The sequence below is a fragment of the Bradyrhizobium sp. 87 genome (assembly GCF_023073015.1).
Lineage (GTDB): Bacteria > Pseudomonadota > Alphaproteobacteria > Rhizobiales > Xanthobacteraceae > Bradyrhizobium > Bradyrhizobium canariense_D.
The window spans coordinates 274,177-292,325 of sequence record NZ_JADPIQ010000086.1; the positions used below are offsets into that span (position 1 = coordinate 274,177).

Below are 18,149 nucleotides of genomic sequence, written 5' to 3' on the forward strand. Positions count from 1 at the left end.
ATGAGCGAAGCGAAATCCGGGATTTTTTGTGGGAAAAGTCCCGGGTGTCGCTGCGCTCACCCGGGCTACGAATGACGCTCAGCTTTCGCCGAACACGCGCTTGAAGATCGTGTCGACGTGCTTGAAGTGATAGCCGAGGTCGAACTGCTCGTCGATTTCGGCGTCGGTGAGATACTTCTTCACGTCAGCGTCCTTCTTCAGGAGCTGGAGGAAGTCGCCCTCGCCGCGCCAGACCGGCATGGCGTTGCGCTGCACGAGCTTGTAGGCGTCCTCGCGGCTTGCGCCCTTCTGCGTCAGCGCCAGTAGAACGCGCTGCGAATGCACGAGGCCGCCGAGGCTGTCGAGGTTCTTCTGCATGTTGGCGGGGTACACCAGCAGCTTGTCGATCAGGCCGGCGAGGCGGACCAGCGCGAAGTCCAGCGTCACGGTCGCGTCGGGGCCCATCATGCGTTCGGCAGAGGAGTGCGAGATATCGCGCTCGTGCCAGAGCACGACGTTCTCCAGCGCCGGGGTCACATAGGCGCGCACCATGCGCGACAGCCCGGTGAGGTTTTCCGAGAGCACCGGATTGCGCTTGTGTGGCATCGCGGACGAACCCTTCTGCCCTTCGGAGAAGAACTCCTCGGCTTCCAGCACTTCGGTGCGCTGCATGTGGCGGATCTCCACCGCGAAACGCTCGACCGAGGAAGCGATCACACCGAGCGTCGAGAAATACATCGCGTGGCGGTCGCGGGGGATGACCTGCGTCGAGATCGGCTCGGGGACGAGGCCCATGGCATTGGCAACATGCTGTTCGACGCGCGGGTCGATCTGGGCAAAAGTGCCGACCGCACCAGAGATGGCGCAGGTGGCGACTTCCTTCCGCGCCGCGATCAGGCGCTCCCTGGCGCGCGAGAATTCCGCATAGGCATAAGCGAGCTTGAGGCCGAAGGTCACGGGTTCGGCATGGATGCCGTGGCTGCGGCCGATGGTCGGCGTCATCTTGTGCTCGAGGGCGCGCTTCTTCAGCGCCGCCAGCACCTTGTCGAGGTCGGCGAGCAGCAGGTCAGCGGCGCGGGTGAGCTGGACGTTGAGGCAGGTGTCGAGCACGTCGGAGGAGGTCATGCCCTGATGCACGAAGCGCGCTTCGGGGCCGACGATCTCGGCGAGGTGGGTGAGGAAGGCGATGACGTCGTGCTTGGTCTCGCGCTCGATCTCGTCGATGCGGGCGACGTCGAAAGTGGCGTCCTTGGCCTTGCCCCAGACCGTTTTGGCGGCCTCCTTGGGAATCGTGCCGAGCTCGGCAAGGGCGTCCGCCGCATGCGCCTCGATCTCGAACCAGATCTTGAACCGGGTCTGCGGCTCCCAGATCGAGGCCATTTCCGGGCGGGTATAGCGGGGGATCATTGGACTGCTCCAGGAAGGTGGGCGGGCGACCCAGAAGGGGCGACCTGCCAAAATGCTTTTTACGCCGTGACTTAGCAGAGCGGGGAGAGCGAAACAAACGGCACCGGCAACGTAGCGGGGGATGATTGGGCTGGGTGGGGGGCATCGGCCGGCCGCGGCGCGCGATGAGCGGCACGTGCCCCGGGGCCGCAGATATTAACTGTCAATCACGGATCATTGACTGACAGATATTGAAATCTGTCAGCGAGACGTGTATATCCGTTCTCGGACGCTCCAATCGGGCGTCTGGCGGCATCCCGGGAGCCCGACGTCCCAAGCAGATGGGGGATTGAGGGTCGCAATTGAACAACAGGGACCGCCAATTGATTGGAGACTTACGACAATGACGACCGAAATCATCAATTTGACCGGGACGATTGGGCACTGGCTCAATTTACTGGTGGCGCGCCAGATCGCGGCGCAGGCTGCAAAACTGCCTCATTAAGGCGAGAGCTTTCCGAAACGACCGGCACGGGCGCTTCGGAAGCAGCTCTGTCACCGGGTAACTGAGCCCTCAACGGGAACATGGTGCTGGCATGAACGAAGCCGTTATCTTGACGCCGGAGCGGATCCTCGAAGTCACCGAGGACGTGCTGCGGCGTTACGGACTGGCCAAAGCCACCGTGGTCGACGTTGCCCGTGCGCTCGATGTGAGCCATGGCAGCGTCTATCGCCATTTCCCGAGCAAGGCTTCGCTGCGCGAAGCGGTTGCCAAACGCTGGCTTGACCGCATCGACGCGCCGCTGCTGGCGATCGCCAAGGAGCAGGGCCCGGCGCCTGACAGGCTCGACCGCTGGCTGCGCACGCTGTTCGCCGCCAAACGTTCGCGTGTGCTCGACGACCCCGAGATGTTCGACACTTATCTGACCCTGGCGCGCGAAGCCTGCGCGGCCGTCAAATGTCACAAGGACACCATGATCGACCAGATCGCGGCAATCCTGTCCGACGGCGTGACGCAGGGCGTGTTCGCCGTCGATGACGTCAAGACCACCGCGCGTGCGATCTTCGATGCCACAGTCCGCTTTCACCATCCGGCCCATGCGGACGAGTGGAAGGATGCCGATCTCTCGGCGCGTGTCGATGCGACGCTGGCGCTGGTATTGCGCGGGCTGAAGGCGTAGGCCGAATACTCCACGCGCTGTTCCAAAGCCGCTCGATCGCCCGCATGGGCGGCGCTTTTATCCGTCGACCTTGTGGGCGAGGGCACCATCGCGAAGCGAACGCGGATGGTGGGACTTTTTCCGCGCACGAAGAGCGGTACCCGCCAATGGCACGACCGGGGGGCTTTCCGGATACGCATTGACTTCAATTTCGACGAGGTCCTTCGCCCGCTTTCGAAGCCTGTAGAATGCAAGCTCCTGTTCGAGCATGGGGCAGTGGAATCGAATGGTTGCTGTGTCTGGCAAGCGGCAGAGTTCATCGATGAGCTCGCCGACAGTGATGAGCGCGGGATAGGTAGCTTCGCGGATAGCCTTACTCATGGCGGAACTCCTTCACTGCGGTACTAACTGGAGTTCGATGGCCTCCGTTCCAATCCGCATCGCAAGGCGGTCGAAATATACCTGGGAGACGCCCGCATGCGGAGGATGGCTCCGTGCGCCTGCCTTCAGGGAGGGGCAAACATCTAGATCTTCGTCAGTCCACAATTGGCTGCCAGCCGCACCAGCTGCGCGTCCGTACGCGCGCCGGTCTTGGTCTTGATCAGATAGTGATAGTTCTGCACCGTCTTGACGCTCAGATTGAGATGCGCAGCGATCTGTTCGGTCGTGGCACCGCCGGCGAACTGGCGCAGGATCTCGATCTCGCGTTCTCCCAATTGATCCAGCGCCGAGCCCGCCGACAGACTGTCCTCGGCCAAGATGTGCGCGATGTCGTCGCTCATGGCGCGCTCGCCGCGGGCAACGCTGCGGATCGCGGACACGACCGCGGACGGCTCGCTACTCTTGGTGACGAAGCCGCTGGCGCCGGCACTGAAGGCTGCCTTCACCAGAACGGCTTCGTTGTGCATGGTAAAGACGAGGATGCGCGCCCGCGGACTGCGCGCGCGGATGTTGCGGATGGCTTCCAGTCCGCTCGCGCCGGGCATCGAGATATCAAGCACGACGACATCAGGATCGCGCGCCTTGAAGGCGCTGTAGGCATCCGCAGCGTTGTCGGCTTCCGCCACGACATGCAGATCACCCTGGCTTTCCAGCACGCGCCGATAGCCTTGCCGCACGATCGGATGGTCGTCGACCAGCAGCACGGAAATGCCTGTTGCCATCTCGTTCATGCCGGCCTCATGCGGCGAGCGGGATGGTGGCGGCGACGCTGAGTCCGCCTCGGGCAGGCAGGATCGAGAATGAGCCGCCGGCCGCTGCGACGCGCTCGCGGATGCCGGTGAGGCCGAAGCCGGCCGACTGCTTGACGCGTGCCGCGTCGCCGCCGCCATCGTCGTCGACACGGATCAGCAATGCATCGTCGTCGCCCGCGCGCCGTTCCACGCTGAGCGAAATCTCGCGTGCCGCGCCGTGGCGCAACGCGTTGGTCAGGCATTCCTGCGCGACGCGATAGGCCGTGATAGCGGCCGGGCCGCTGATGTCGGTGAGGTCGCCCTTGAGATCGAGCTGGATCGTCGGCCGCGCCGAGCTCTGCGAGCGCCAGCTATCCACCAAATTCACGAGGCTCGCCTCCAGCCCAAGCTCGGCGGGCAGGGGATTGCGCAGGCGCTTCAGCGCGTCGCGCAGCGAGGCCATCAGATGATGCGTGGCCTGCGAGATCATCCGCGCGTCCTGCGCGACGTCGTTGTGCTTGTCTCCCTTCGTGCTCGCCGTTTCGATGGTGTTGGCGAAGGCGAGGATGGCCGAGAGATTTTGTCCGAACTCGTCGTGCAGCTCGCGGGCGAGCGCGCAGCGTTCGTCGTCGCGGATCTCGATCAGGCGCCGCGTCAGCGCCGCGCGCTGTTCGGTAGCCTCCTCCAGCCGGCCGCCGAGCTCGCCGACGGCGCTGCCGATCATCGCCAGCTCCATCGACCGGAAGCGCGGCAGTTTCGTGCGATATTGGCCGCGGGCCATGCGCTGCAAGGCCGTGACGATCGTGCGCGCCGGCGCCAGCGCATGCGCAATCGCGAGCGAGGCCAGCAGCGCGATCGCCGCCGCCATCAAAAGCGCGACGTCGATCACGTTGAGGATGTACTCCCAGGCAAGCGAGATGGCGGCCGTTTCATCCGGCGTCGCGACCACCGTTCCGGCGGTCGCCGCGCGGGGACTGACGGGCCGTATCACTTCGGCATGGCTGCCGAGGAAGGTCGGCACGATCGACGCGAACCAGCGCGGCGGCGTCTTGCCCAGCCCCTCGCTCTGGCCGCAGAGCGGCTTTTCGAATGCGATGGCCGGTTGGAATTCGACGCAGACGCCGGGTGAGATCAGCTTCATCGTTTCCAGCGTGCGCCACTCCGGAACCGGCAGAAGCTGCTCGCGTGTTCTGCTGCTACGCAACAGGAATTCGTGCCAATACAGGGCCTGAAGCGCCTGGGCGACCCGCTGCGCCGAGGCCGCAGTCGCCCGGTCCACGCTGCGATAGGCGTCGAACGTGGCCCAGATCGTCGCCGCGCCAAGGCAGAGCACGACAATGAGAAACAGACGGGCGACAAGCTGAAGCACAAGGCGCATGCGATCACCCCAAAGTTTGCTAAGGTCAGCCTAACAACGCCGCCGCGCCTTGCCAATTGCGAGGCACGGCAAGATGGTAGCTCGGGCAAATTTCCCATGCTGGATTGGGCATGGCTCTTTGGACCGGGCGCGGCGGCTTTGATCTAATGGGCGGAATTCACGGCCAGGAGCGGTGCAGCATGAGTTCGATGACGATTGGGCCGATCGCGGGGCCTGCTGCCGACCCATCCGAGCGCAGTGCGCTCCTGTTCTGGATGATCTTCACCGGGCTTTCGATCTTCGCCGTCGTGCTGCTGTGGCGGTTCGGCCTGATCCGCTTGATGCTGACCTCAGATCGGACCTACATTTCCAGCGTGATCGCGCTGCTCTATGTCCTCACCTGCGGTCACTGCTTCCTGCGCACGCGGGCCATTGCCCGCGAGGGCGCGGCGGCAAGGCGCTGCCGCGCGGTGCTTGCGGCCCCCGAGGGCGGCAGGGCGCTCGACGTCGGCGCTGCCGCGCTGCCGCGCGGGCTGGTGCGGGACCACATTGAGAGCCTCGTGACCAAGGCCGCGGCGCAGGACTACCGCCCCGTCGACCAGACGCTATTGCTGCGAACGCTCGCCGACCGGCTGCGCGGCTCCAACGGCTTCGGGGCCTTCGTCTCGGATACGCTGATGAAGCTCGGCCTGCTCGGCACCATCGTCGGCTTCATCATCATGCTGGCGCCGATCGCGGGACTGGATGCCGCCGACAAGGTCGCGATGCGATCCTCGATGGGACTAATGAGCGACGGCATGGCGGTCGCGATGTACACGACGCTGGCGGGCCTCGTCGGTTCGATCCTGGTCCGCATCCAGTATTACATGCTGGATGCCGCGACCCAGAAGGTGTTCTCGGATGCGGTGGTGCTGACCGAGACCTATGTGACGCCGGTGCTGGAACGTAAGGGCGCTGGAATCGCGACATGATGGATGATTTCGGTCTCTATCCGCGCGAGGAGCCGTTCGATCCCTTGGGCGTGATGCTGTTCAAGGCGCTCCAGGTGATCGCTTTCCTGTTCTTCCTCGCGCTGCTCGCGGTCTCGCCGGACGCCAAGGACGGCAAGATCGACTCCAAGGCCGAGTTCATGATCACGCTGGACTGGCCCGACAGCCATCCCGACGATCTCGACCTGTTCGTGCAGGATCCCGTGGGCAATATCGCCTGGTATCGCCACCGCGAGGCCGGCTTCCTCACGCTCGACCGCGACGATCGCGGCGGAGCCAACGACTTCATCATGGTCAACGGCAAAAAGATTGCCTCGCCGATCCGCGAAGAGATCGTCACGGTGCGGGGCATCGTTCCCGGCGAATACACCGTCAATGTCTCACATTTCGTGGCTACGACCGGCGAGCCTGTGACGGCCAATGTGAAGGTGCAAAAACTCAATCCGACGGCGCAGGTGATCTTCGATAACAAGTTCACGGTCGATCACACCGGCGACGAGAAGACCGCGGTGCGGTTCCGACTCGACGCCGAAGGCAAGGTCGTCAATGTGGACCAGCGGCCGAAATCGCTGCTGGAGACCTTTCGCAGCGGCTGGCGCAACGGCGCCGATCTCGACCCGAGCACCGGCGTGAGCAAGAACGCTGTGAGGGTGCGCCGTGACTAGCCTGCCAACGGTCATCCTCACGCTATCGATAGCCTACGCCGTCATCGGTGCGCTGCTGCTGGTCGTTCTGGTCTATGCGCGGCTGCATTGGTCGTTCAAGGCGGTCGCGGTGGTCGTGACCAGTGCGTTCTATGTCGTCAGCTTCACCGAGATGCGCGGGCTGCTCGGCTGGGCCAGCGCCGATCGGCTGCCGGCCTCGTTCAAGCTGCTGAAGGCCCGCATCGTCGAGCCGCATTCGCTGGAGGGCGATCCCGGCTCGATCTATCTCTGGGTCGAGCAGCTCGACGAGGACAATCGGCCGAGTGGCATCCCGCGCGCCTTTCGTGTGCCCTACAATGACAGGCTGGCCGACAAGACCCATGCGGCGGAGAACGAGATCGCGCTGGGACATCCGCAAGGCGGCCGGGCCGCCGATTTCGGCGGCGGCGATGGCAGCCTCATCGACATGGTCCGGGAATATGTGACGCCCAAGACCATCATGGAGACGAGCGGAGGCGATTCCTCGACCGGCGAATTCCTGGCACCACCGGCCGGCGCGCAGGGCGCCGTGTTCACGCCGTTGCCGCCGCCCCGGATGCCGCCGAAGGACGAGCAATAGGCTCTTCACCATCGCGACAGGGCAGTGCTGGCAAACCGCGCGCCGCTGGCGCATGTTCTTGACCTCCCTCAATTTAGCCTTATCGGCTCCCAATAAGGTTCGAGGGTGGAGGGTGCGTGCTTCTCGCTGTCTTCTCGGATATCCACGGCAACCGGCAGGCGTTCGAGGCGTGCCTGAAAGTCGCGCGGGCGCGTGGCGCCGAGCGCTTCATCCTGCTTGGCGACTTCGTCGGCTATGGCGCCGATCCGGAATGGGTGGTGGATACCGCGATGGAGCTGGTTGTCCAAGGCGCCGTCGCCGTGCGCGGCAATCATGACCAGGCGGTGAATTCCTCGGCCGAGACCATGAATGCCGAGGCGCAAATCGCGATCGAATGGACCCGCGGCCGGCTCGACACCGCGCAGCGGCGGTTCCTGGCGGAATTGCCGATGCTGGTGGAGGACGGCGATCGCCTGTTCGTGCATTCGGAAGCCTCCAGCCCCCGAAGCTGGCACTATGTCCGATCGACCGCCGACGCAGCCAAGAGCCTGATCGCGACGCCGGCTCATGTCACGTTCTGCGGCCACATCCACCGCCCGGCGATCTATTCGATGTCGGTGACGGCGAAGATGTCGGGACTCGTGCCCAAGACTGACGTCTCCGTACCGCTGCTGCGCGGCCGGCAATGGCTTGCGGTGCTCGGCTCGGTCGGCCAGCCGCGCGATGGCGATCCATCCGCGGCTTTCGCGCTGTTCGACACGGTCTCGTGCCAGATCACCTATTGCCGCGCGCCCTACGACGTCGAGACGGCCGCGAACCGGATCCGCGAGAACGGCCTGCCGCATTGGCTCGCCGACCGACTGTCGCAGGGGCGTTAGAGGCCGATGCCGAAACCCCTCGTCAAATCGGGCGCAGAGATCGACGGCTACACGATTGGCGAATGCGTCCATGCCGGCGGAATGGCGACGCTGTGGACCGTCACCCGTCCCGGCCTCGACGTGCCGCTGCTGATGAAAATTCCGCGGGTGTCGGAGGGCGAGGACCCCGCGGCGATCGTCTCCTTCGAGATGGAGATGATGATCCTGCCGCGGCTTGCGGGTCCGCACGTGCCCTCCTGTTTCGGCACCGGCGATTTCGCCCACCAGGCCTATGTCGTGATCGAGCGCATCTCCGGGACCACGCTCTACAAGCGGTTGCCCGACCTGCCGCTGCCGTATGACGAGGCGCGGCAGCTCGTCGCCAGGATCGCAACGGGGCTTGCTGATTTGCACCGGCAGAACGTGATCCATCACGACATCAAGCCGAGCAGCATCATGTTCCGCGAGAGCGGCGAGGCGGTGTTGATCGACTATGGCCTGTCGCATCACAACCATCTGCCGGACCTGTTGCAGGAGGAATTCCGCCTGCCTTACGGCACCGCGCCCTATATGGCGCCAGAACGGTTGTCAGGGGTGCGCGACGATCCGCGCAGCGATCTGTTCTCGCTGGGCGTGCTGCTCTATTTCTTCACGACCGGCGAGCGGCCGTTCGGCGAGGGCGAGACACTGCGTGCGATGCGGCGCCGGCTTTGGCGCGATCCGCACCCGCCGCGCGGCTTGCGCGCTGATTATCCGCCCTGGCTCCAGGAGGTGGTGCTGCGGTGCCTCGAGATCGAACCGGTGCGGCGCTATCCGACGGCGTCGCAGCTCGCCTTCGATCTGACCCATCCGGACCAGATCAGGCTCACCACACGCTCGGAGCGGATGAAGCGCGACCCGTTAAGCGTCGCTTGGCGGCGCCGCTTCAACCAGGGCGTCATGCAGCCGCGCGCGAAATCGGATGTCGCAGCCCAGATCGCATCAAGCCCGATCCTCGCGGTCGCGCTCGACACGGTGGAAGGCGCCCCCGAGCTGAACGAAGCGTTGCGCGTCACCACCGAGCGTATTCTCGCCACGCTGCCGTCGGCGCGGCTCGCCTGTCTCAACGTGCTGAGGCTCAACCGCATCGCGATTGACAGGACGCTGGATGAGCAGGGCTCCAACAAGCATATCGACCGGTTGGTGGCGCTCAGACACTGGGCCACGCCGCTCAAGCTCGATGAGAGCCGGCTCTCGGCTCACGTGCTGGAAGCCGTCGATCCCGCGGCGGCCATCCTGGAGTTTTGCGAGGTCAACCACGTCGACCACGTCATCATCGGCGCGCGGCAGGGCTCGTTCAGGCGCACGCTGCTCGGCAGCGTCTCGGCCAAGGTGGCCTCGGAAGCGGCCTGCACCGTCACCGTGGTACGGCCGCCGCGAATGGCTGCGGATGCGGGCGAGGAGGCCGGATAGGGCCGCGCTCTGGATCCTGGAGGCTCAGGCCGCGTGAGCGGTGTGGACGGAGCGCTTGCGACGGATCGGCCAGGAGAATTGCGGGCCGGGCTCGCAGTGATCCGCGCTGCCGCCGAAGAACTGGATGATCTCGCGGCACGGCTCGCAGTTGAACAGGTTACGCGACGCGGATGCCTTGGTCATTTCCTTGAGGCAGTTCGGGCAATGCGGCTTCATGAGCTTGGTCCAGAAAAGAATTCAATGCCGGCGCGGTGACCGGAGCGGGTGATCCAGGTCCATCTCGGGCCCGGTGTCGTCGCGCATCTCGCCTTCGGTGCGTTCGAGCCGACCGAAGAAAAAATCGAGGTCAGGATGTGGGCGCCGCGGGATGCGGCACCGGCGCTTCGGCTGACGTTTCACGAGCGCGATCTGCATGGGGTCAGGCCCGATACCAGTCGCGACGAGCGATGCGGGCCGAGCGTACCGAGACCTTCACCGGTCCGGCCGATGGACCAAACACAACAAACGCACAAAAACCAAGCCACAACGCCACGCCAGTCCAGACCAGGGTCGTCGTCATGATGTGCTCCCGCGAAAACAGGCAAGAATCACTTGCGGTGATTTGCGCGAATCAGGGAAGCCCGGAGGAGTACGGATCAAGTTGCAAATTTAGGCATTACGCGCCGCAACACCCGTAGAGGCCGCACGTCTGCGGAGTCGAGCGGGCCCTCAGATCGCCTCGCCGCGTGCACCCGCGGCGGCGTTGCGGATTGCGGCGATGTTGGTCTTATAGGCATCCTGCGTGCCGCCCCTGAACACGGACGTGCCGGCGACGAAGGCGTTGGCCCCGGCCGCAGCCAGGGGACCTGCGACGTCGGGCCCGACGCCGCCATCGACCTCGATATCGATCGGCCGGCCCGCTGTCATGGCGCGGATGTCGCGGATCTTGCCGATCGCGGAGGGGATGAAGGCCTGGCCGCCGAAGCCGGGATTGACCGACATCACCAGCACGAGGTCGACCAGGTCCAGGACGTATTCGAGCGCACTGATCGGCGTGCCCGGATTGAGCGAAACGCCGGCCTTCTTGCCGAGTGCGCGGATCGCCTGAAGCGAGCGGTGCAGATGGGGACCGGCCTCGGCATGCACGGTGATGTGGTCGCAGCCGGCTTTCGCGAAGGCCTCGAGATAGGGGTCACAGGGCGAGATCATCAGATGCGCGTCGAAGATCTTCTTGGTGTGCGGGCGCATCGCCTTAATGACGTCGGGGCCATACGAGATGTTGGGAACGAAGTGCCCGTCCATGACGTCGAGATGGATCCAGTCGGCTCCAGCGGCGTCCACGGCGCGCACCTCCTCGCCGAGCCTGGAGAAATCCGAGGCCAGGATCGAGGGCGCGATTGCCAGGGGGCGGGGAGCGAAGGCTTGGGTCATGGCGGTTTCCCGTGGCGGCCGTGGAAGATGGACTCGCCTAACATGGGCCTCTCAGCCGGGCAATGCAGGGGCGGCGTGCTTCCTGTGGGCGGAAATTTCTGCCGCGACCGGCATGAATTGCCGGTGTTCCGGGCCGTGCAAAGTGCGGTGAAAGCGGATTTCATTGAGCTTTTTGCGCTGGCACGGCGCTTGCTGACTTCACCTGAACAGAACATTGGCCGCGGCATGCCGCATCGGTTGGAGTTGTGCAATGTTGTTTGCTCTTGGGGCCGTATCGAGCGCACTCGACGCGATCCAGTCGCTGACGAATTCGAAATCGTCCTCGTCGACGCAGAAGACGGGATCCTCGCAAAAGCCCGCGACCAATCCGTTCGCGATCGAGAGCGGCAGCAACAGCACGACCGGCGCGGCCTCGTCGGTCAATGCGGGCAAGACCCCGCAGATCTCGCCGGAGACGATGAACGCGCTGTTCGCTGCGCAGAGCCAATCCTCGGACAGCACCGGCAGCGCCGCCAGCTCGACCTCGTCGAGTTCGACGTCCTCCTCCTCGACGCGCCGCGACGCCGCCTTGAAGGATCTGTTCTCGCAGATCGATGGGGACGGCGACGGCAAGATCACCAAGTCGGAATTCGAGAATGCGCTCGGCGCCGGCGGCACCAATCTCGCGCAGGCCGACGACGTTTTCTCGAAGCTGGATTCGAATACCGACGGCAGCGTCAGCCTCGATGAGATGTCGAAGGCGCTGAAGAGCGGCCATCGCGGCCACCATCACGCGCAAGGTGCGGGCGATGCCTCCGGCAGCGGTTCGGATTCCTCCTCGCGATCCAGCGGCGGCTCGACCTCGACCTCGACGACCGGCGCCGACGGTTCGACCACCACCACCGTCACCTATGCCGACGGCTTCAAGATGTCGACGACGGTCCCGGGCGCCCCCAGCTCCCGTAATTCGGCGTACGATCTGTTCGCGCAGTTGATGCAGCGGCAGGGCGGGCAGGGACAAGGCGCCTCAGCGGCTGTCGGTTCATCGATGTCGATGAGCGTGTAACCTTGCTCACGGCTAGCCTGCATATTCGTGCGTGATGTCACGATAGACATACCGATCACGGATTTCGCGGTTGAAGAACGTACCCTTTGAGCGCACATTCTTGAACGCGGCGGCGACCTCGGGCGGAACGTCCGCGTAGACATAGACGCGTCCGCTGACGAAAGTCACCGTCAGCTCGCGCCTATCGGGGGCGTAGCGGAAAAAGCGGATCACGGAAGACGGCATGGTTGTGCACCTTGTCGGCCAGGGTAACGCCGTGTCAGCCGTTTCGTTTCTATCCGAACCGGTCCTTCCACGCCGGCATTGCGCCGGCAAAGGACAGGGCCGTCGCATTGTAGACGCCGCGAGCGATGGCGCGTGCGACCACGTTGGCGGCGATCGTTCCGAGCTCGGTAAGGCCGACCAGCGGCTCGATCGGCTTCTCGCCCGTTGCGGCGGCGAACAGCACGTCGCCGTCGGTCGGGGCATGCACCGGATAGATCGCACGGGCGAACCCGGTATGCGCGATCATCGCAAGCCGCTTGGCCTGGGGTTTGGTCAGCGTGGCATCGGTGACAACGACGCCGATCGTGGTGTTCTCGCGCGCGTTCGCGGCGGGTCCGCCCTTGATGCGCATCGCCAGCATGTCCGGTGTGAACGTGGACGGCAGGCCGCGCCCGCCGAACTCGCCGTTCTCCTCGAAGGGCGCAGCCCAGAACCAAGGCCCTTCGCCAACGGTTGTGCTGCCGACCGCGTTGACGACCATGATCGCGGCGACCTTGATACCATTGGCCAGGACCGCGGAGGCCGACCCCAGTCCACCCTTGAAGGTCGCGGTGGTGGCACCGAGGCCGGCGCCGACGCTGCCCAGTGCGAAATCGTCGCTGGCGGCCAACGCTGCGGCGTAGCCGAGGTCGCGATAGGGCGCGAAGCGTCCCCAGGCCTTGTCGCCGCCGTTGAGCAAGTCGAAAACGATTGCGCCAGGCACGATCGGAATCACCGCCTCGCGAATCCGCAAGCCGCGGCCTTGTTCGGCGAGCCAGGCCTGGATGCCGCCGCCGGCGTCGATTCCAAAGGCGGAGCCGCCGGACAGCGCGATGGCGTCAACGCGATCGACGGTGCTGGCGAGGTCGAGCAACGCGTCTTCGCGCGTGCCGGGTCCGCCGCCGCGAACATCGATGGCCGCAACCGCGGGGGCGTCGAAGATGATCGCGGTCGTGCCAGTGGCGATTTTCGCATCCTCGGCATGGCCGACGCGGACGCCGGCGATATCGGTGAGAAGGTTTTTCAAGGCGGCTCCGCAGGCTGAAAGGCGCTCGCTTCAGCGATATCGCAGGGATGCCGCAGGCTCAACCTGCGAGCGCGGTCCTCAGCATCTTGGCGAGCTCGGACTTACGGTAGGGCTTTGCCAGCAGCAGCACGCCGGAATCGAGCCGCCCGTGATGGACGATGGCGTTCTCGGTGTAGCCCGAGGTGAACAGCGTCTTCAGGTCGGGGCGGCGGCGAGCCGCCTCGTCGGCGAGCTGGCGGCCGTTCATGTTGCCGGGCATGATGACGTCCGTGAATAGCAGGTCGATGTCCTTGTCGGCGTCGATGATGACGAGGGCCTCGGCCGCGTTGGCGGCTTCGAGGGCGGTATAGCCGAGGCTCTTGATCTGGGTCACGACATATTGGCGCACCAGCGCGTCGTCCTCGACGATCAGGATCTTTTCGTGGCCGCCGGTGACCGGCGCGTTCTGCAGCGCCTCGAATTCGGTCTCCTGCACGCCGCTCGAGCGCGGCAGGTAAATCTTCACGCTCGTGCCGTGGCCTTCCTCGCTGTAGATCTTGATGTGTCCGCCGGACTGCTTGACGAAGCCGAACACCATGCTGAGCCCGAGGCCGGTGCCCTTGCCGACCTCCTTCGTGGTGAAGAAGGGATCGAACACCCGGTCCATCAACTCCGGCGGGATTCCGGAGCCGGTGTCGCTGACGGCGATCATGACGTAATTGCCGGCCACCACGTCGGGATTCATGCTGGCATAGCCGTCGTCGAGGAAGATGTTGCGCGTCTCCAGCACCAGCGTTCCGCCGTCGGGCATCGCATCGCGCGCGTTCAGCGCGAGGTTGAGGATCGCGGTGGAAAGCTGACCCGGGTCGATCAGTGCCGGCCACGCATCCTCGGTGAGTTGCGGCATGATGGTGATCTGCTCGCCGAGCGTGGGATGCAGGAGCTTTGCGGCCTCGAGCGTCAATGCGTTGACGTCGATTTCGCGCGGTTGGAGCGGCTGCTTGCGGGCGAACGCGAGCAGATGCTTGGTCAGTTGCGCGCCGCGCTCGGCGGCGTCGTCGATCAGCTTGGTGATGGCGGCGAGCTCGGGACGGTCAGCGACCGCGTCCGCCAAAATTCCGATCGTGCCGGTGATGACGGTCAGCACATTGTTGAAGTCGTGCGCGACACCGCCGGTCAATTGACCAATCGAATCCATCTTCTGGACGTGCCTGAACTGCGCCTCGGCCGCCTGCTTCTCGGTGAGGTCGCGGCCGATGAAGAAATGGCGCTTGACCGGCTCGGACCAGGTGCCCATCCAGTTCAGCGTGACCTCGTGACCGTCGTAGTGGTAGTAGCGCGCCTCGAAGCTGCGCTTGACCGCGCCACGCCGCGCCGCGCGCATCTCGTCGCGCGTCTTCTGGAGGTCATCGGGATGAATGAACTCGGTGGCGCTGTGCCCGATCATGTCTTCCGGATTCAAGCCGAGAATGGTCTTCACGCTCGGGCTGACCTGGATGAAATTGCCAAAACCGTCGGTGACCAGGATCAGGTCCTGTGAGGTCTCGAAGATCCGCTGCCGCTCCTCGACCTCGCGGCGCAGTTTTTCTCGTGCCTGCTTCTCTTCCGTGATGTCGTGGGCGATCTTGGAAGCGCCGATGATCTGTCCGTTGGCTGATTTCAGCGGAGAAACATTGAGGACGACGTCGACCCGCCGGCCGTCTTTTCGGATCCGGACCGTCTCGTGCTGTGCGATCGTTTCGTTGCCGCCGACCCGGTTCAGGATACCCCTGACCTCGGCCTTGCGGTCCTCCGGGACGATGATGTCGATCGGCTGCCCGATGGCCTCCGCGGCGGCATAGCCGAACAGATGTTCGGCGGCCTTGTTCCAGCCCGTGATGACACCGTCGAGCGTCTTCGTGATGATGGCATCATTGGCGGATTCGACGACGGCGCCGTACAGGGCAAGGCGCTTGCCATAATAGTCGCGATCCAATGCCGACTGCTGGCGCAGCCTGCCGACGAGACCCAGCGTATGCGCCTGGAGGCGGACATTTTCGATCAGGAGCACCGCGAGCACGAAGGTCGCCGCGCAGAGGCCGTAGACACGACCGGCGTAGAAGCCGAGATCGAAGCGTGCCACGTTGACGATCGCCGACAGCGCGATGTCGAACAGCCATGCGCACATCACCACCATGAGCCAGACATCGATGACCGAATGCGGACGGCGGAACCACAGCGAGACCAGCGCGGCGAAGCTCAAGGACCAGACAAAGGACACCACGCCGATCATGATCTGCGTGTAGCCGCCATCGCGCAGCAGGACCGGAAGCAGGTCGTGCTGCGCAGTGACGATCCAGGTCAAGACGATCATGATCGTGACGACGCCGACCACGCTGGCGTAGATCGCCTTGCTAGCCGAGCCCGTGATCCGGGCGCCGCCGTCGGCCTCCTTCAGCCAGGCGTAGGCCAGCACGCAGAGCGGAAAGCCGCCGTGCCAGATCATGTAGAGCCAGACCGTGGTCTGCTGGTTGGCCCCCAGCAGCCCGGTCGGCGAAAAAAGTCCGGGGAAGGTGAGGGCATGGACCACGGCCGCGGCGGCTGTGAACAGATAGCCCGTCGCGAGCACGAGCAGCGCGCTGGTCCTGAGCACCGCAAACTGCGACAACAGCAGGACGGCGGTGACAATGTCCGCGACCACAAGGGCGGATTGATAGCTGGCGACGAAGGCTGGCACGGGCAGTAGCGAGATACCCGCGAAGGGCACGGCCACTGCGAACAGGATCGACGAGACGCCCACGATCGCCAATGCTGCGGTGCGGTCCTTCGGGGTAGCCGGCAACGTCGAAAGGAATGTGCTTCGATCGGTCGTCGCAGACACGTGCAGCTCGCGCAGATCGGTTTTGAGCATCTTCGCCAATCTCATTTGGCCCAATCAATTTCTGCCCATGGTAGCGGGTTCTGGGCACGCATCATGACAAAACCCACTGCGACTCAACCGAAGGTTACAGTTTACTTAATTTTGGGGGGAACGCGCACCGGGGATCGGGTAAGATGCGCTTTACTGGATGGTGCAATAATGCTCTCCCGCAGCTGCGGGTTCCAGGTTTGAACCAGGCATTTTGATTTCAGGATCCGGGAGTTGTTCCCTATGCCCCGCGTTCTCATCATCGACGACCAGAAGGACGTCCGTGCGATGGTCGCGATCGTGCTGCGCGTCAACCGTTATGAGGTCGTTGAGGCCGACAGCGGCGCAGCCGGGGTGAAAGCCTTCACCGAGGTCGGCTTCGACGCGGCAATCGTGGACATTTTCCTCGGCGATACCAGTGGCGTCGAGGTCATCACGACCCTGCGCGAGCTTGCACCGAGCCTCCCGGTCGTTGCCGTGTCGGGGATGACGGCGCTGGACTTCATGGAACAATCGCCCCACCTCGCCAGCGTGGTCTGCCTGCAAAAGCCGTTTCGGCCGAACGATCTTCTTCAAGCGCTGAGGAAGGCCCAAGCCGCGGTGGACGGCGCGATACAAGCAGCAGTCTGATCCTAACGCAGGAAGAAACGCCCCGGGCGAGCCGGGGCGCGATGATGATTGGAGGAGGCCTTCAGGCCCCGGCAAGCGTGCTTAGGTGCCGTTGCCGCTGATCGCGGCGTAGCCGCCCTTGGCGTCCCATTTGTAGACGACGTAGTCGAGCTGCTTGATATCGCCCTTGGAGTCATACTCGATCGGCCCGATCACGGTATCCCACTTGCCGGCCTTGATGGCTGCCATGACCTTCTTGGCGTCGGTGGTGCCGGCCTTCTTGGCCGCCTCCGACCAGACCTGCATCGCTGCGTAGGTGTAGAGCGTGTAGCCCTCGGGGTCGATGTTCTTGGCCTTGAAGGCTTCGACGATCTTCTTCGCGGTCGGCTTGTTGCGCGGATCGGGGCCGAAGGTGAACAGCGTGCCTTCGCCGGCCGGGCCGGTGATGGAGGCGTATTCCTTGTCGGCGAGTGCGTCGCCGGCCATCAGCACGGTCTTCAGGCCCTGGTCGCGCATCTGGCGCAGGAGAAGGCCGCTCTCTTGATGGTAGCCCCCGACATAGACGAGATCGATGTTGTCGCGCTTCAGCCGCGAGACGATCGCGTTGAAGTCCTTGTCGCCCTTGTTGTAGGACTCGTACATCTTCTCGGTGACGCCGGCCTTGTTGAGCGCCTTCTTGGTCTCGTCCGCAAGACCCTTGCCGTAGGTGGTCTTGTCGTTGAGGATGGCGATGTTCTTGCCCTTGTAGTTCTTGGCGATGAACTGGGCGGCGACCAGGCCCTGCTGGTCGTCGCGGCCGCAGACGCGCGCCACGTTCCACAGTCCGCTATCGGTGAACTTCGGATTGGTGGAGGCGGGAGTAATCTGGAGCACGTTGCCGTCGGCATAGGCTTCCGACGCGGGGATCGACGAGGACGAGCAATAATGCCCGGCCACGAACGGAATTTTCGCGCCGGCGATCTTCTCGGCGATCGAGCGCGCCTGTTTCGGATCGCAGGCGTCGTCCTCGACGGACAACGCGAGCTTCTTGCCGTTGACGCCGCCGGCGGCGTTGATATCGGCTACGGCCATCTCGGCGCCGTTCTTCATCTGGCGGCCGAAGGCGGACTCGCCGCCGGTCATCGGACCTGCGACTGCGACGGTGACATCCTGCGCGAATGCCGCGCTCGACAGCGCGATCGATGCGCCGAATGCCAGACCGATGAGCTTCAGTGATTTCATGAGATACCTCGAGGGTGGTCGCCTGTGGAAGTTACCGGGCATGCCCGGTTCAAACCGGCGCCATTCTTGAATGAATTCGAGGAGAAGTCACCGGCAAAATACGGGCATTGGCAGAGATATCGCCAAATTCGGCC

Annotated in this window: 20 protein-coding genes; 8 read left to right on the forward strand and 12 right to left on the reverse strand. The window is 64.3% G+C overall.

Going from position 1 to position 18,149, the window contains the following annotated elements; genetic code table 11:
- Nucleotides 1-78 precede the first annotated feature (78 nt).
- Complete coding sequence (gene purB / locus IVB50_RS22150; RefSeq protein WP_247297294.1) at nt 79-1,386, reverse strand: adenylosuccinate lyase; 1,308 nt, start codon at nt 1,384-1,386, stop codon at nt 79-81.
- A 575-nt stretch (nt 1,387-1,961) separates the two neighbouring features.
- Between purB and IVB50_RS22155 the strand changes: the two genes are divergently transcribed.
- A complete protein-coding gene (locus tag IVB50_RS22155) occupies nt 1,962-2,546 on the forward strand; it encodes a TetR family transcriptional regulator (protein ID WP_018455555.1) in 585 nt (194 codons plus the stop codon).
- A 57-nt stretch (nt 2,547-2,603) separates the two neighbouring features.
- Here IVB50_RS22155 and IVB50_RS22160 read toward each other — a convergent pair whose 3' ends face one another.
- The 3 genes from IVB50_RS22160 to IVB50_RS22170 all read right to left on the reverse strand — a co-directional run bounded on the left by IVB50_RS22160 (nt 2,604) and on the right by IVB50_RS22170 (nt 5,075).
- Nucleotides 2,604-2,906: a hypothetical protein gene (locus IVB50_RS22160; RefSeq protein ID WP_018455556.1), complete on the reverse strand. Its 303-nt coding sequence runs from the start codon at nt 2,904-2,906 to the stop codon at nt 2,604-2,606.
- A gap of 143 nt (nt 2,907-3,049) precedes the next feature.
- Complete coding sequence (locus tag IVB50_RS22165; protein ID WP_085385056.1) at nt 3,050-3,697, reverse strand: response regulator transcription factor; 648 nt, start codon at nt 3,695-3,697, stop codon at nt 3,050-3,052.
- Nucleotides 3,698-3,704: 7 nt separating this feature from the next.
- The gene (locus IVB50_RS22170; RefSeq protein ID WP_085361683.1) at nt 3,705-5,075 is read right to left on the reverse strand and encodes a histidine kinase; all 1,371 of its coding nucleotides are present in this window, start codon (nt 5,073-5,075) and stop codon (nt 3,705-3,707) included.
- A gap of 179 nt (nt 5,076-5,254) precedes the next feature.
- Between IVB50_RS22170 and IVB50_RS22175 the strand changes: the two genes are divergently transcribed.
- The 5 genes from IVB50_RS22175 (at nt 5,255) to IVB50_RS22195 (ending at nt 9,594) form a co-directional block, all read left to right on the forward strand.
- Nucleotides 5,255-6,025 carry a MotA/TolQ/ExbB proton channel family protein gene (locus IVB50_RS22175; RefSeq protein ID WP_085351049.1) on the forward strand — a complete coding sequence of 257 codons (771 nt, stop codon included), beginning with the start codon at nt 5,255-5,257 and terminating at the stop codon, nt 6,023-6,025.
- Entirely contained in the window at nt 6,022-6,708 is a 687-nt protein-coding gene (locus IVB50_RS22180) for a hypothetical protein (protein ID WP_085351050.1), read from the forward strand. Before IVB50_RS22175 ends, IVB50_RS22180 begins: the two co-directional genes overlap by 4 nt.
- Nucleotides 6,701-7,306, forward strand: coding sequence for a hypothetical protein (locus IVB50_RS22185; protein ID WP_018455562.1), 606 nt, complete (start codon nt 6,701-6,703; stop codon nt 7,304-7,306). The genes IVB50_RS22180 and IVB50_RS22185 overlap by 8 nt, the downstream gene beginning before the upstream one ends.
- A gap of 116 nt (nt 7,307-7,422) precedes the next feature.
- Entirely contained in the window at nt 7,423-8,163 is a 741-nt protein-coding gene (locus IVB50_RS22190; RefSeq protein WP_085351051.1) for a metallophosphoesterase family protein, read from the forward strand.
- A 6-nt stretch (nt 8,164-8,169) separates the two neighbouring features.
- A complete protein-coding gene (locus tag IVB50_RS22195) occupies nt 8,170-9,594 on the forward strand; it encodes a bifunctional serine/threonine-protein kinase/universal stress protein (protein ID WP_018455564.1) in 1,425 nt (474 codons plus the stop codon).
- Between the two features lie 24 nt (nt 9,595-9,618).
- Here the strand turns inward: IVB50_RS22195 and IVB50_RS22200 are convergent, their stop codons facing one another.
- From IVB50_RS22200 to rpe, 4 genes are all read right to left on the reverse strand, one after another.
- Entirely contained in the window at nt 9,619-9,810 is a 192-nt protein-coding gene (locus IVB50_RS22200; RefSeq protein ID WP_085351052.1) for a hypothetical protein, read from the reverse strand.
- A 21-nt stretch (nt 9,811-9,831) separates the two neighbouring features.
- Complete coding sequence (locus IVB50_RS22205; RefSeq protein WP_162847283.1) at nt 9,832-10,008, reverse strand: hypothetical protein; 177 nt, start codon at nt 10,006-10,008, stop codon at nt 9,832-9,834.
- Nucleotides 10,009-10,012: 4 nt separating this feature from the next.
- Complete coding sequence (locus IVB50_RS22210; protein ID WP_162847284.1) at nt 10,013-10,153, reverse strand: hypothetical protein; 141 nt, start codon at nt 10,151-10,153, stop codon at nt 10,013-10,015.
- A gap of 149 nt (nt 10,154-10,302) precedes the next feature.
- Nucleotides 10,303-11,004: a ribulose-phosphate 3-epimerase gene (gene rpe, locus IVB50_RS22215; RefSeq protein ID WP_018455567.1), complete on the reverse strand. Its 702-nt coding sequence runs from the start codon at nt 11,002-11,004 to the stop codon at nt 10,303-10,305.
- A gap of 250 nt (nt 11,005-11,254) precedes the next feature.
- Between rpe and IVB50_RS22220 the strand changes: the two genes are divergently transcribed.
- Entirely contained in the window at nt 11,255-12,049 is a 795-nt protein-coding gene (locus tag IVB50_RS22220; protein ID WP_247297303.1) for an EF-hand domain-containing protein, read from the forward strand.
- A gap of 12 nt (nt 12,050-12,061) precedes the next feature.
- Here the strand turns inward: IVB50_RS22220 and IVB50_RS22225 are convergent, their stop codons facing one another.
- From IVB50_RS22225 to IVB50_RS22235, 3 genes are read right to left on the reverse strand one after another with little or no spacing between them, the layout of a single operon-like run.
- Nucleotides 12,062-12,274 carry a KTSC domain-containing protein gene (locus IVB50_RS22225; protein WP_085361687.1) on the reverse strand — a complete coding sequence of 71 codons (213 nt, stop codon included), beginning with the start codon at nt 12,272-12,274 and terminating at the stop codon, nt 12,062-12,064.
- A gap of 49 nt (nt 12,275-12,323) precedes the next feature.
- Nucleotides 12,324-13,319 (reverse strand): P1 family peptidase, encoded by a 996-nt coding sequence (locus IVB50_RS22230; RefSeq protein ID WP_085361688.1) that lies wholly within the window; start codon nt 13,317-13,319, stop codon nt 12,324-12,326.
- Nucleotides 13,320-13,377: 58 nt separating this feature from the next.
- Nucleotides 13,378-16,188: a PAS domain S-box protein gene (locus IVB50_RS22235; RefSeq protein ID WP_085385070.1), complete on the reverse strand. Its 2,811-nt coding sequence runs from the start codon at nt 16,186-16,188 to the stop codon at nt 13,378-13,380.
- A 240-nt stretch (nt 16,189-16,428) separates the two neighbouring features.
- Between IVB50_RS22235 and IVB50_RS22240 the strand changes: the two genes are divergently transcribed.
- Nucleotides 16,429-16,815 (forward strand): response regulator, encoded by a 387-nt coding sequence (locus tag IVB50_RS22240; protein ID WP_018455572.1) that lies wholly within the window; start codon nt 16,429-16,431, stop codon nt 16,813-16,815.
- A gap of 81 nt (nt 16,816-16,896) precedes the next feature.
- On the opposite strand, the gene IVB50_RS22245 is transcribed toward IVB50_RS22240, so the two are convergent.
- Entirely contained in the window at nt 16,897-18,015 is a 1,119-nt protein-coding gene (locus IVB50_RS22245; RefSeq protein WP_018455573.1) for a branched-chain amino acid ABC transporter substrate-binding protein, read from the reverse strand.
- Nucleotides 18,016-18,149: the final 134 nt, after the last annotated feature.

Excerpts from the sequence above, each read along its gene's own strand:
- purB (WP_247297294.1), bottom strand. The coding sequence starts at position 1,386 with ATGATCCCCCGCTATACCCGCCCGGAAATGGCCTCGATCTGGGAGCCG.
- IVB50_RS22155 (WP_018455555.1), top strand. The coding sequence starts at position 1,962 with ATGAACGAAGCCGTTATCTTGACGCCGGAGCGGATCCTCGAAGTCACC.
- IVB50_RS22160 (WP_018455556.1), bottom strand. The coding sequence starts at position 2,906 with ATGAGTAAGGCTATCCGCGAAGCTACCTATCCCGCGCTCATCACTGTC.
- IVB50_RS22165 (WP_085385056.1), bottom strand. The coding sequence starts at position 3,697 with ATGAACGAGATGGCAACAGGCATTTCCGTGCTGCTGGTCGACGACCAT.
- IVB50_RS22170 (WP_085361683.1), bottom strand. The coding sequence starts at position 5,075 with ATGCGCCTTGTGCTTCAGCTTGTCGCCCGTCTGTTTCTCATTGTCGTG.
- IVB50_RS22175 (WP_085351049.1), top strand. The coding sequence starts at position 5,255 with ATGAGTTCGATGACGATTGGGCCGATCGCGGGGCCTGCTGCCGACCCA.
- IVB50_RS22180 (WP_085351050.1), top strand. The coding sequence starts at position 6,022 with ATGATGGATGATTTCGGTCTCTATCCGCGCGAGGAGCCGTTCGATCCC.
- IVB50_RS22195 (WP_018455564.1), top strand. The coding sequence starts at position 8,170 with ATGCCGAAACCCCTCGTCAAATCGGGCGCAGAGATCGACGGCTACACG.
- IVB50_RS22200 (WP_085351052.1), bottom strand. The coding sequence starts at position 9,810 with ATGAAGCCGCATTGCCCGAACTGCCTCAAGGAAATGACCAAGGCATCC.
- IVB50_RS22205 (WP_162847283.1), bottom strand. The coding sequence starts at position 10,008 with ATGCAGATCGCGCTCGTGAAACGTCAGCCGAAGCGCCGGTGCCGCATC.
- IVB50_RS22210 (WP_162847284.1), bottom strand. The coding sequence starts at position 10,153 with ATGACGACGACCCTGGTCTGGACTGGCGTGGCGTTGTGGCTTGGTTTT.
- rpe (WP_018455567.1), bottom strand. The coding sequence starts at position 11,004 with ATGACCCAAGCCTTCGCTCCCCGCCCCCTGGCAATCGCGCCCTCGATC.
- IVB50_RS22220 (WP_247297303.1), top strand. The coding sequence starts at position 11,255 with ATGTTGTTTGCTCTTGGGGCCGTATCGAGCGCACTCGACGCGATCCAG.
- IVB50_RS22225 (WP_085361687.1), bottom strand. The coding sequence starts at position 12,274 with ATGCCGTCTTCCGTGATCCGCTTTTTCCGCTACGCCCCCGATAGGCGC.
- IVB50_RS22235 (WP_085385070.1), bottom strand. The coding sequence starts at position 16,188 with ATGCTCAAAACCGATCTGCGCGAGCTGCACGTGTCTGCGACGACCGAT.
- IVB50_RS22240 (WP_018455572.1), top strand. The coding sequence starts at position 16,429 with ATGCCCCGCGTTCTCATCATCGACGACCAGAAGGACGTCCGTGCGATG.
- IVB50_RS22245 (WP_018455573.1), bottom strand. The coding sequence starts at position 18,015 with ATGAAATCACTGAAGCTCATCGGTCTGGCATTCGGCGCATCGATCGCG.